Here is a 12193-nt window from a genome sequence, read left to right as displayed (position 1 = left end):
TTCAGAATGGAGTCAGATGCATGGAATCGACTTCCAATATATCCAGCCAGGAAAACCTACACAGAATGCTTTCATTGAACGATTCAATGGAAGTTATAGAAGAGGAGTTTTAAATAAATACATTTTTGAAGATCTGGATCAGGTACGAGAACAAACACAGGTATGGATCGATGATTACAATAATCAAAGACCTCACGATGCATTAGGAAAAATGGCTCCAATAGAATATGCAGAATATAATTCTCTATTAGCGACTACAGATAAAACCAAAAACAATAATTTTATATCATCAAGCAGTTCTAATTAGGGGAAGCTTACAATTTTATTTTCTCTTTTCCTATTGATATGCTCTTGCAAATCTTCAGATGAGGAGGCAATAGCAGTTCTCGGACAAAAATTTAATTTAGAAGAAGGTTTTCAAGGCGATTATGTTATAGAAGAAATAACAGACGATAGTTATGAAAATTCACAAATGCGGACTATTAAAATAACCGTTCCTCCAAATCTGACCAGGGAACGAATCGAAAAAAATATTCAAAAATTAATTTTAGACTACCTCTCAGAAAATGGACAGACAAAACTTCATATTAAAGCCTATTTAAAAGGAGATTCTATTGACCAGTATCCGACAGTAGCAAGAGCGGAATTTCTTCCTCAAATGGGATGGCTTGCCGATGACCAAGAATATGAACTTAAAACATATAACTTAGATATCGAGTACAGAGAAAACTATTTTGGAGGGAATGATGTGAATGAGGTAGAAAAGGAAATAAGAGAAGTAGAATTATTCAGAGACACTAAATGGGACAATGTCAAAAAAGAATTTGTAAAAGCCGAATCTGTTCCCCTTTCAAACGCAATTAGAGAATGGACAGATGACAAAATAATAGTTGAGATTCCCAATAATTCTAAGGCTAAGATTATAGATGAATATTCAGAGAAGCTTGTGGGTGGCGCGGAGATTAAAAGATATAAAGTGGAAGTTGAATATAATGGAAAAACTTACCAAGGGTGGATCCACAGCGAAGAGGTAAAATAACTGTGTACAACACTGTATAAAAACAATGCGGGAGCTTGTGTCGAATCGAAAGTCTGTGGGTACTTGCTGCGTCTGATTTTCCTGCGGAAAATCAGACGCTGGCAATCGCCGCACTGTTTTTATACGGGACGTTGTGGCACATTAAGACAAACGAAAGATGAATAAACTCTTTATTTTAATATTAGTCGTGTTGAGTTCTTGTGGCAAAGAAAAAAACAATACGGAAACTGAATTTGATGAATCTAATTTTATTAGAACCCAGGGTCTAATTACTGAGATCGAAACACACTTTAATTATACAGAGAAATATAAGCGGACTTACCACTATGTTTACGGAGGAGAATCTAAAACTAAACGTGACGGAACTGAAAATACTGACTTGATTTTTAACGTGGGAGATCCAGTTATAGTTATGGTAAATAAAAGCGACCAAAAGGAAACTTTTATAGCTCACCGCGGTGTTATTGACAAAAACATTTTGGAAGAACTAAAAGCAATTCAACCCTAAAAGTCAGAAAAAACGTGCCACAACAACGGTTAACACAAATACGGCAGACCAGTCAAAAATGGCATTTTTAAGTACCTTTAAAAATAGTAATTAAAAGATCAATTTCGTTCCCCTACTCCGCACTTGCGTTAACCGGGACGTTAGCCACAATATGAACAAAGCAATCTACATATTCACCACTCTACTGATTACTATCCAGTTTGTAAACGGACAGAATATACCGATTCCTACCAACTATTCAATAGTCGACACCGTAACTGGTGATCTGGACAAAGATTCAATCAAAGAACTCGTTGTTGCCTACAACACCGCACCTGAAAACGGAATCGAAGGAGTTTCACGGGAGCTAATAATATATAAGCTTAAAGATAAGAAATGGACGGTATGGAAAGCGTCCAGCCAAGCTTTGTACGGAAGTCGAGATGGCGGAATGATGGGGGACCCCTTTGGTCAAATTGAAATCCAAAATGGAATATTACTTATCAGTCAAAATGGTGGTAGTAGCTGGAAATGGGGCTTTACAGACAAATACCGATTTCAGGACGGAGAATTTTATTTAATTGGATACACCAGTTCTGATGGAAAACCCTGTGAACAATGGAGACAAGTAGATTTCAATTTAGTGACAGGAAATTTGGTTGTTAAAAAGGAATATGAAGACTGTGAAACCAAAGAACAGGAAATATACAAGAGAGAATATGAAAGTCTGCTCAAAAAGGGATTAAAAATGTCCTTACAGAACAGACAAGAAAAAGAAATAAAAATTACGACACCGAAATACGGACACGATATCTATATCGCAGTTGGAAAAGAATGAAAAAATACTGTGGCTAACAACGTATAAAAACAATGCTTAAACCAGTCTCGAAACGAAAGTCCGTGCTCGCTTGCTTAGCGGATTGTCCTGCGGACAATCACGCTCGCCCGCTCGCACAGTTTTTATACGAGACGTTGGCACCAATTAAAAGCAGATTTCAAGAAAACGACTAAAGTTCTTCTATAAGTTTTTTTCATTAATTTGATCTGACTAAAAAATTCTACATTATAAAACCTCTGTTTAGTATGAAAAAAAAGCAATTTCCGATTGAAATTCTAAATGCCCTAAAGGATTTTGTCGATTTAAAAGATGATAAATTTGAGGTTGTTGATCCAGGCAATTATCTATTAAAAATAATAGATAAAGATCCAGAATCTGATTTTTATTATATAGCAGAACAGTATCAGAACAATAACAATGTATTTAAACTTCTAATAAATTATAAACCAAAAAGTCGATTTGATGTCACTCCCCATAGAACTTGGATAGAAGCGAAAACCTTAGAAAAGGATTTTTATAGCTGGTTAAATATTTTAAAAGAGTATGATAGTATCCCTTCATTTTTTGATGACCCAATTCTAAAGAGTTACGAAGAAGAATATTTTGCAGAATTTGAAATTATTGATGAAGATGCAGATAATTCTCCCTTCAGCTCTAAACAAGTTCTATTACTTGATGCACATCTTGAAAATATTGAGAAAAACATTGATCAATATAAAACAGAGGAAAATGAAGAAAGAATTGAGGAAATTAAAAATGATGTTTCTACACTTCGCCAAAACCTAACAAGAAAGGATAAATCTTGGGTAGTTGAAAACGTGGTGAAAATATGGGCTAAAATAACCAAAGAAGGTCCTCAACTAATGAAGGATTTTTTATCCGAAACTAAAAAAGAAGTAATTAAACAAGGAGTAAAAGGTTTATTAAAAGGAGCAAAATCAATAATGGACAATCCGGAAATATTTAGTTAATATAACTGGTGCCAACACTGTATAAAAACAATGCTAAAACCTGTCTCGAATCGAAGCTCCGTGCTCACTTGCATCGCCTGATTGTCCTGCGGACAATCAAGCTCGCCAGCAAGCACTGTTTTTATACGGGACGTTAGCACCAATTAAATCGAGCAATTGACACAAATGTCGTAAAAATGTCGCCTTTAAACCGTTACCAATTACACACTATCTCAGGTAGATTTGTCCAGAACTTTTAAATATGAACTATGAATAAGATTGGTGACAAAATTAAAGAGGCAAGAAAAACCAAAAGTCTTTCCCAAGAAGAATTAGCGGATTTAGCAAAAGTTAATCTAAGAACAATCCAACGGATTGAAAACAATCAGAACGAACCCAGAGGTAAGACATTGAGTTTGATTTGCGATGTCTTGGAAATTAATGCAAAGGACATTTTAGATTACGGCAGGCAGCCTGATAAAAATTATCTAATTTATTTTCATCTCTCAGTTCTGACCTTTTTAGCCATACCGATTGGAAATATAATACTGCCCTTGATTCTTTGGCTGACCAAAAAAGATAAGGTAATAGGTTTAGAAAGAATTGGAGCGAATGTTCTAAACTTTCAAATAGTGTGGACAATCCTGACTTTCCTATCAATTACAGGTTATGCATTTTTAAAGATTATGCATTATGGAACGCTGGATATAATGCTCTATATCTTTTTTGCACTTTATGCTGTAAATATGATATTACCAATAGTCTTTGCAATTAAAACAAAAAAGGGACAAATTGAAGAAGGGTATCCAACACCATTCAAACTGATAAAATAACTGGTGCTAACACTGTATAAAAACAATGCTCAAACCTGTCTAGATACGAAACTCCGTGCTCGCTTGCAACGCCTGATTGTCCTGCGGACAATCAAGCTCGCCAGCTCGCACAGTTTTTATACGAGACGTTCTATGCAATTTAGAACAACCACTAATAAAACTAAATACTAATCAATAACTTTTAATCAATGAAAAAACTATTTGTATTGTCTGTAGCATTCGTCCTTTTTAGCTGTAATTCTAATGAAAACAAATCTTTCGAAAAAACTACAACGGAAGTTGCTTCTAACTTAGAATTAGCCAAATCAACAATAGATCAAATTTTTGAAAACGCACATCATTACGAGAACAAATCAGACTCAACAATAATGGCTCCATATGGTTCCAAATTGAGCATACAATTAGATTCGCTAAAATCGAAACTGACTGATCAAGAATTGAAGGAATTTAATGAATATGCTAACAAGAAATTTGATAAACAATATCCTCAATCCTAATTTCTCGGTCAAGGTATCCTAAAAGGAAAACTGCATAGAACAATGAATAACCCAAATTGCGGGATTCCTTCCAAAAATAACGTTTTTGACTACCTTTAGAATTAATTTTTAACGGACAAATTCGAGTTGCCAAACCGCAACTTGCGTTATTCGAGACGTTGTGTGCAAGCTAAAAAATGAAAAGAACTCTACTCATAATCTTAATTCTATCACTGATTTTCGTAATTCTTAATTACGTTTTTCAGATCTCTTTTAGTGCGGATAATCTTAACGGAGTAACATTCTCGATGTTCCTAATTGCTTTACTAATTCATCTGACTTATCCTTTTCGCAGGGTTTGGATGAAAATTTTGGTAACTGTTATTCCGCTTTTTTTCATTTTTTCAGGAGTGTTTCTGTGGGAAATTTTTGGATACGAATCCAGAATTGATAAGACTTGGCATTTCAAGGATTACCAAATTGAGCTTGACCACAGACTCGAAATAGCCGGTCCTGGAAAGTACTGGTTCGTAGTTAATGAAAAGATTGGACAGAACTTTATGTTAAAGAAGAGGTACGAAAGAAGAGCGGATTATGAAAAAATGGCAAGAAATGAACGTTTTCAATTTATTCTTGAAAAGGATACTCTGACCTTAACCTGCTGTGAGAATACAAAAAGTCCAAATCCTTAAGAACAAATCGGAGGAAAAGCCAGCACACAACAATGTATAAAAACAATGCTTAAACCTGTCTTGAATCGAAACTCTCTGCGCACTTGCTGCGTCTGATTTTCCTGCGGAAAATCATCGCCGGCAATCGCCGCACTGTTTTTATACGGGACGTTGTGTGCAAGCAAAACAAAAATTAAGATGCAAATAAAACTGACTATAATAATATTTCTGTTTAGCTGTACATCGACTTTTGGACAGGAGATTTCCAAAAACGAACTAAAAAAAGTACTTGAAGAAACACTCTCTAAATCTCGAGATTTTGTGCCAAATGCAACTAATTCTTGGTTTTACGACAATAGTGAGAATGATTATAAGACGAGGGATACTTTGATTTTAAATACTGCTCGAAGTCATAAAAGAGATTATTGCCAAACAATTGACTGGACTTTCTACAAATGGAATAAATTCAGACTTGAAGTTGCGGACTATTGTAATGAACCACCGACAAAATTAGCATCCAAAGATGAAGATAATTTTCAACTTCTGATAAAAGAGATGGATGGTAAAATCAATTTATTAGTTCAAAATCAAAATGGCATTCAAGACAAATTCGAAGTTGTAGAATTTAAAAAAAACTCAGCAGCTGAGAGTGATAACAGCCAATTCGACTATACATTAAAACTAAAACGGATTAAATAAAGCCTGCACACAACAGTATATAAAAACAATGCTAAAGCCTGTGCCGAATCGAAATGCTGGTGTGCTTTCTAAGCCGATTGTCCTGCGGACAATCACGCACGCCAGCTCGCACAGTTTTTATACGGGACGTTGTAAACAATTTAAAAACCATCCTAATACCTAGTTATGAAAAAACAATTATTAATTCTCTGTTTGCTAATCAATACTACCATATTAACAGCCCAATCCAACGAGACTTTTGAATTGAAAGCAAAATATGAAGCGCCAGAAACAAAGGAAGATTTTCAAATGGAACTTTTTCAGGGCATTCAGAAAATTCAATTTTCGCTGGACAATAATCCAGCTTTAAATGGCAAGGATTATAGGATCGTGATTAAAGAATATCAGGACGGAGAATTACACTCTGAAAAGATTGTGTTAGATACAAAGGAAGAAAGACTCCCAAAAATTGATTCTACTTTCAAATTCACTTTATTCGCACAAAATCTACTGAATTATCAAAAGATTGCCTTCTTCTTTCCAAGGTTTATGAATAAGAAAATTTATCAGACAAAGGACACTTTTAAAGATGGCGATTTTAGTTTACGGCAAATTAATGTCGGCTCAGAACATCTTAATTTCCAGTTTAATGAACCTTTTCAAGTAGCGTTGATCACTCCACCAAACAGAGATCCAAGTAAAGGAAATTTAGGCTACTGTGAAGTTTCCCAAGGCGGAATTGAAATTGCAAAGTGGTATGAAAAATATCAAATCCCTCAATTTTTTCTTGTTTACCTGGAAATCGGATAAAAACTGTTTACAACAACGGTTAACACAAATGCGGCTGACCCTTCAAAAATGGCATTTTTGAGTACCTTTAAAAATAGCAATTAAAAGATAAATTTCGTTTCCCAACTCCGCACTTGCGTTAACCGGGACGTTGTGCAAAATTTAAAAAAATGAAATACTTGTTCAAAGTCAATTTAATTGGCTGCTTAATTATTCTCTTTTCAGCCTGCAATCATAGTTCTCCGAATTATTTGACTGGGAAAGTAACCGATCCACAAATACAGTCCCTTCTGCTATTAGGAATTAATCAGGACATGAGATTTGATTCCATTATCGAAATCCCCGTCAAAAATGGTAAATTTCATTATCAATTTGAATTTGATCAACCTATGGCTTTTGACTTGATGTTAGGAAGCGCAAAGGAAAACGGAGGAGGAAGATTCATGCCTTTATTTCTTCAGGACTCAGATGTAGAATTGACAGTTCATCCAGAAGAAGATTTTAAAAAAAATAAAGTGCAGGGTGGGAAATTGAATGAAGAATACAAAAGTTTTCAAAATTATATCGATTCTATTTCCAGCAAAAAGCACGATTTTAAATTCGAGGATGAATTAGCTTTGGGTGATTCCCATATTAGAATAAATTCCTCCATAGTTTCATATTACCTTTTTTTAAGCAATCTCATTTATTTTCCAGAATTTGTTGATCTAAGAAAAGCCAAAGTTTATTACAAGGACTTGTCGGAGTCCAATAAAATGCACCCATACAACGAACTGGCAAAAAATCTTTTGGAGGCAATGGAAAATGTCAAGATCGGAAATGAATATATAGATTTTTCTGCTCCCGATATGAACGGTGACGAATTTAAATTATCAACTGAAATTGAAGGAAAAGTAGCCTTACTAAACCTATGGGCAACCTGGTGTGGGCCTTGTATTAAAAAAAGCAGAGAAGTAGTTCCAATTTATGAGAAATATAAAGATCAAGATTTCGCCCTAATAAATGTTGCTGGAGAATTTAGAGATACCCAAAGATTGGAGAAATTTTTTGAAAATGAAAAATGGCCTGGAATAAATCTGGTTGAATTAGACCGCCAGAATAATATTTGGCAAAAATATGGAGTCGACGGTGCAGGTGGTGGAATGTTTTTGATCGATCAGACTGGAAAATTGATTGCTATCAACCCGAGTTCAGAAGAAATTAATATTGAACTTGAAAAGAGGTTAATCAAGTAAAAACTTTGCACAACAACGGTTAACACAAATGCGGCAGACCATCCAAAAATGGCATTTTTGAATACCTTTAAAAATAGAATATAAAAGACCAATTTCGTTCCCCAACTCCGCACTTGCGTTAACCGGGACGTTACCTGCAATAGCTCCGGACTTACTCAAATCTGATAAAAAATTAATCTGACCTCACTCCTGGAGATCAGAAACGGACAATCACTCGGCCGATTAAAAAATAAAATAAAGCGGACTTCCACTCTGCCGCAAAAATTAATTAGCTAATTAAGATAAAGCGGAACAACGAGATAGTTTCGAACATTTCACCTTACTCAGCCGCGGATAATTTTCTCACTCTTGCGGAGTAAAATTCAAATTGCGGGATTGAAAAAGAAAAATCAGATGACTAATAAAAACAAAATGGCAAATCTTTGGTGCTCACTCAGATGTGTCGCCACTGATTTACAACAACGGTTAACACAAATGCGGCTGACCCGTCAAAAATGGCATTTTTGAGTACCTTTAAAAACAGCAATTAAAAGATCAATTTCGTTCCCCTACTCCGCACTTGCGTTAACCGGGACGTTGTGCTTAATTGAACCTGATGAAAAAAATACTCTTTACAATTCTACTCTTTTTAGCATCACTTGATCCAGCATCAGCTTGTGTTTGTGATGGGTTAAATAAAGAAACGACAGAAGAATTATTTGAAAAAGCTGACTGATGTAATTATAGGTACTGCAATTATTAACCCTGACCTTGACTCTCAGTTTGATAAGTCTTTAAATGCTAAAAATAAGGGCATAAATGTGCTTTTGCAGGTAGAATCTGTTATAAAAGGAGATGTGAAGTTAAAAGAAAAACTTTTTATTTACCAATTTCAAACCAACTGCACCCAGATATTTCAAATCGGGGAAAAATATTTGATTTTCGGAGAAAAAATTGAAAAATTTACTAAGGCTAAAATTAATAAAAAGAATTCTGGTGAACTATCACCACCTCCACCACCGCCATCTGTTAAAAACGGATTGATAGAACTTTATACCCACGAAAAGGAGGAGGTGAAACTTCTAAATGATCAAATCCTTAAATACAAAACAATTACAACGGATCAATGTACCAGTTTAAGCGTAGACTCTAAAGGATTTCCAACTACAATGAGCTATCTAAAGACAGCAAACAACTAAGCACAACAACGGTTAACACAAATACGGCAGAGTACTGAAAAATGGCATTTTTGAGTACCTTTATTAATAGTAATTTAAAGATCAATTTCGCTCCCCAAGTCCGCACTTGCGTTAACCGGGACGTTACCTGCAAGCTGAAGAAAAACCTGTAATGTTAAATATATGTTTCATCTTAATATTAACCTTAAAACTAAATAATGCGATTGAGAATATTAATAACCTGTTTCATTCTAACTACAATTTCGTATGGTCAGACATCATTAAAAGAGATAAATCTGAAAAGCGGAAAGTTTAAAGTAGGTTTCAAACATTACACAGCTATCGATAGCACAAGAACTTACCAAATTAAAAATGATTTTAACAATCAATTTATAAATAGACCAATTCCTATTAGTATTTGGTATCCTGCAACAATTGAGAAAGAAGATTCCAAACAGTTAGCTGTTTTAGATTATTTAGAGATTTTAAAAGAAGAGGAGGAATGGAAAAACTTACCGAATGAATTTTTATTAGATTGGTTTCCTTATTTATGGAATACGCCTGAAAACAAGGCACATCTTTCTGAAAAAGCAGGAGCCTTTTCAAATGCTATTTTTTTAGACGGAAAATTTCCAGTTGTAGTTTACGCGCCAAGTTATCAAGCCTCATCAATTGAAAACTTTGCATTATTCGAATATTTAGCTAGTAATGGTTTTGTAGTAATCTCTAGTCCTTCAAGAGGGACAGACACAAGATGGTTGGAAGGAGGAACTACAAAAGATATGGAAACACAATCTACAGATGTAGAATTTCTCTTAAAAGAAATTCATAAATACAAACATATAGACTTTGATAAAATAGCTCTTATGGGCTTTAGTTTTGGCGGTCTATCAAATGCCATTACCGTTATGAAAAACAAGAACGTAAGCGCAATAGTGAGTTTAGATGGAACTGAAAGATACAATTATCCAGTCCTGGAAAAATCACCTTATTTCAATTTGGATAAGTTTAATATTCCTTACATCCATTTTGGTCAAAAAGAAATTCCAGAAGAAATTTTGACTACCGATAAAATCCCTGCCGAATTGAATTATAAATTCCAATTATATGACTCTTTGCAATATAGTAATGCTTACAGTTATAGATTTCACGACCTAACTCATTCCTATTTTAGTTCGTTCGGTGTTTTATTTGCAAACAGAGATAAAAGACAAGATAAAAGTGATGCTAAGATTATGGCTTCCTATAAACTACTTTCTGAACATACTTTACAGTTTTTAAATGCGACTTTTCAAAACGACAAATTTGCAAAGGAATTTATTGAAAATACCCCTGATAAAAATGGCCTCTCCGATGCTTTAATTTCAAAAAAAATGAAAAAAGCAAATACGAGGGAATTTGATTATAAAGATTTTAATGACTTAGCATTTAATCAAAATTACACGGATTTAATTCCTTTATATAATAGAACAATTGCCAAATATCCAGAGCTTGAGCTTAAGGAAGGTATGCTGAACACGTTAGGTTTGCAATTGTCATTCAATTCCAAAGAAATAGAACAAGGTGTTAATGTCTTTTTGTTAGCATTACATATATATCCGGAATCAGCAAATTTATATGATAGTTTAGCTGAGGCTTATTTACATAATAAGGATTTTAAAAATGCTATTTCTAATTACAAAAAGTCATTGGAATTGAATCCTGAAAACCAAAATGCAATTACGAGATTAAAACAACTAAAGGAATAAAGCCAGCAGGTAACACTGTATAAAAACAATGCTCAAACCTGTCTCAATTCGAAATTTTCTGCTCACTTGCTTAGCGGATTGTCCTGCGGACAATCAAGCTCGCCAGCTCGCACAGTTTTTATACGAGACGTTGTGGCCAATTAAAACCTGATTTCCTTTCAATTGAAATAAAATGATCTTACTTTTGATAATATCAAATGATAGTATCAAGATGAAACCTCCCTACGAAATTACTCCCAACATTTTAAAGATCATAACTTCTATTGCCGAGAAATTAGGAGCTATTAATGCGACTTATTTAAATAAACCCTCTCCTAAATTAAGAAAGGAAAATAAGATTAAAACAATTCATTCTTCATTGAAAATTGAGGGAAATACGCTGACTGTAGAACAAATTACTGCACTTATAGAAAACAAAAGAATCATAGGTCCAAAGAAAGATGTAAAAGAGGTTTTAAACGCCATTGAGACTTACGAACATTTAGAAAAATATGATCCTTTTAATGAAAAATCATTTTTGAGAGCTCATAAAGATCTAATGCAAAACCTGATAATTGATGCAGGAAAATATAGAAAACAAGGTGTAGGCATTATGAAAGGTTCCGCAGTGGAACATTATGCTCCTCCATATCACAATGTACCTTTCTTGATGAAAGATCTATTCGAATATTTACAGACTTCAGAAGAAATTGAACTGGTTAAAAGCTGTGTATTTCATTATGAAATGGAATTTATTCATCCGTTTTTAGATGGAAATGGAAGAATGGGCAGACTGTGGCAGACTTTAATTTTAATGCAGAAGTATCCTGTATTTGAATATCTACCTTTCGAGACATTAATTAGTAATGACCAGGACAAATATTATTCTGCATTATCTGTTAGTGACAAGGCAGGAAATTCAACAGCATTCATTGAGTATATGCTTGGGGTAATAAACAGATCATTAGAAGAATTACTCAATTTCACCAATAGAACACTTACTGAGAAAGACCGACTCGAATATTTTTTGTCCTTGAATAAAAGAGAATTCACCAGGAAGGATTATATGGAGGTGTTTAAAGATATTTCTGGAGCAACAGCAAGCAGAGATCTCAAGAAAGGTGTAGAACAAAATTTATTTGAGAAAATCGGAGATAAAAATAAAACTCGGTATAAGATATAACTGGCCACAACAACGGTTAACACAAATACGGCTGACTCGTCAAAAATGGCATTTTTGAGTACCTTTAAAAATAGAAATTAAAAGATCAATTTCGTTCCCCTACTCCGTACTTGCGTTAACCGGGACGTTG

General features: G+C 34.2%; 14 protein-coding genes. All 14 read left to right on the top strand.

Annotated elements, in window-relative coordinates:
• A partial coding sequence (locus G564_RS0112825; protein ID WP_029038016.1) for an integrase core domain-containing protein occupies positions 1 to 307 on the top strand: 307 nt, incomplete at its 5' end.
• A 33-nt stretch (positions 308 to 340) separates the two neighbouring features.
• Positions 341 to 1039: a hypothetical protein gene (locus G564_RS0112820; protein ID WP_029038015.1), complete on the top strand. Its 699-nt coding sequence runs from the start codon at positions 341 to 343 to the stop codon at positions 1037 to 1039.
• A gap of 157 nt (positions 1040 to 1196) precedes the next feature.
• Positions 1197 to 1547: a hypothetical protein gene (locus tag G564_RS0112815; RefSeq protein WP_156879237.1), complete on the top strand. Its 351-nt coding sequence runs from the start codon at positions 1197 to 1199 to the stop codon at positions 1545 to 1547.
• Positions 1548 to 1698: 151 nt separating this feature from the next.
• The gene (locus G564_RS19975; protein ID WP_051205453.1) at positions 1699 to 2364 is read left to right on the top strand and encodes a hypothetical protein; all 666 of its coding nucleotides are present in this window, start codon (positions 1699 to 1701) and stop codon (positions 2362 to 2364) included.
• 245 nt (positions 2365 to 2609) lie between these two features.
• The gene (locus G564_RS0112805) at positions 2610 to 3335 is read left to right on the top strand and encodes a hypothetical protein (protein WP_029038013.1); all 726 of its coding nucleotides are present in this window, start codon (positions 2610 to 2612) and stop codon (positions 3333 to 3335) included.
• Positions 3336 to 3583: 248 nt separating this feature from the next.
• Entirely contained in the window at positions 3584 to 4147 is a 564-nt protein-coding gene (locus G564_RS0112800; RefSeq protein ID WP_029038012.1) for a helix-turn-helix domain-containing protein, read from the top strand.
• A 188-nt stretch (positions 4148 to 4335) separates the two neighbouring features.
• Entirely contained in the window at positions 4336 to 4644 is a 309-nt protein-coding gene (locus tag G564_RS0112795; RefSeq protein WP_029038011.1) for a hypothetical protein, read from the top strand.
• Positions 4645 to 4820: 176 nt separating this feature from the next.
• Positions 4821 to 5315 carry a hypothetical protein gene (locus G564_RS19280; protein ID WP_156879236.1) on the top strand — a complete coding sequence of 165 codons (495 nt, stop codon included), beginning with the start codon at positions 4821 to 4823 and terminating at the stop codon, positions 5313 to 5315.
• Positions 5316 to 5492: 177 nt separating this feature from the next.
• On the top strand, positions 5493 to 5993 hold the full coding sequence (locus G564_RS0112785; RefSeq protein WP_156879235.1) for a hypothetical protein: 501 nt from the start codon (positions 5493 to 5495) through the stop codon (positions 5991 to 5993).
• A 165-nt stretch (positions 5994 to 6158) separates the two neighbouring features.
• Positions 6159 to 6782 carry a hypothetical protein gene (locus tag G564_RS0112780; RefSeq protein ID WP_029038009.1) on the top strand — a complete coding sequence of 208 codons (624 nt, stop codon included), beginning with the start codon at positions 6159 to 6161 and terminating at the stop codon, positions 6780 to 6782.
• A 149-nt stretch (positions 6783 to 6931) separates the two neighbouring features.
• Positions 6932 to 7996 (top strand): TlpA disulfide reductase family protein, encoded by a 1065-nt coding sequence (locus G564_RS19970; RefSeq protein WP_084625641.1) that lies wholly within the window; start codon positions 6932 to 6934, stop codon positions 7994 to 7996.
• A gap of 698 nt (positions 7997 to 8694) precedes the next feature.
• Positions 8695 to 9174, top strand: a complete 480-nt coding sequence (locus G564_RS0112770) for a hypothetical protein (RefSeq protein WP_029038007.1) — start codon at positions 8695 to 8697, stop codon at positions 9172 to 9174.
• 197 nt (positions 9175 to 9371) lie between these two features.
• Positions 9372 to 10901, top strand: coding sequence for a prolyl oligopeptidase family serine peptidase (locus tag G564_RS0112765; RefSeq protein WP_029038006.1), 1530 nt, complete (start codon positions 9372 to 9374; stop codon positions 10899 to 10901).
• Positions 10902 to 11112: 211 nt separating this feature from the next.
• The gene (locus tag G564_RS0112760) at positions 11113 to 12063 is read left to right on the top strand and encodes a Fic family protein (RefSeq protein ID WP_029038005.1); all 951 of its coding nucleotides are present in this window, start codon (positions 11113 to 11115) and stop codon (positions 12061 to 12063) included.
• The last annotated feature ends 130 nt before the right edge of the window (positions 12064 to 12193 follow it).

Origin of the sequence: Salinimicrobium xinjiangense DSM 19287 (assembly GCF_000423585.1) — a bacterium.
Lineage (GTDB): Bacteria > Bacteroidota > Bacteroidia > Flavobacteriales > Flavobacteriaceae > Salinimicrobium > Salinimicrobium xinjiangense.
This window is presented reverse-complemented; position numbering and strand designations above follow the sequence as displayed.

Bases quoted from the DNA above. Each gene is read 5' to 3' on its own strand.
- G564_RS0112760 (WP_029038005.1), top strand. From the start codon at position 11,113: ATGAAACCTCCCTACGAAATTACTCCCAACATTTTAAAGATCATAACT.
- G564_RS0112815 (WP_156879237.1), top strand. From the start codon at position 1,197: ATGAATAAACTCTTTATTTTAATATTAGTCGTGTTGAGTTCTTGTGGC.
- G564_RS0112780 (WP_029038009.1), top strand. From the start codon at position 6,159: ATGAAAAAACAATTATTAATTCTCTGTTTGCTAATCAATACTACCATA.
- G564_RS0112805 (WP_029038013.1), top strand. From the start codon at position 2,610: ATGAAAAAAAAGCAATTTCCGATTGAAATTCTAAATGCCCTAAAGGAT.
- G564_RS0112800 (WP_029038012.1), top strand. From the start codon at position 3,584: ATGAATAAGATTGGTGACAAAATTAAAGAGGCAAGAAAAACCAAAAGT.
- G564_RS19280 (WP_156879236.1), top strand. From the start codon at position 4,821: ATGAAAAGAACTCTACTCATAATCTTAATTCTATCACTGATTTTCGTA.
- G564_RS0112795 (WP_029038011.1), top strand. From the start codon at position 4,336: ATGAAAAAACTATTTGTATTGTCTGTAGCATTCGTCCTTTTTAGCTGT.
- G564_RS0112765 (WP_029038006.1), top strand. From the start codon at position 9,372: ATGCGATTGAGAATATTAATAACCTGTTTCATTCTAACTACAATTTCG.
- G564_RS19975 (WP_051205453.1), top strand. From the start codon at position 1,699: ATGAACAAAGCAATCTACATATTCACCACTCTACTGATTACTATCCAG.
- G564_RS19970 (WP_084625641.1), top strand. From the start codon at position 6,932: ATGAAATACTTGTTCAAAGTCAATTTAATTGGCTGCTTAATTATTCTC.
- G564_RS0112785 (WP_156879235.1), top strand. From the start codon at position 5,493: ATGCAAATAAAACTGACTATAATAATATTTCTGTTTAGCTGTACATCG.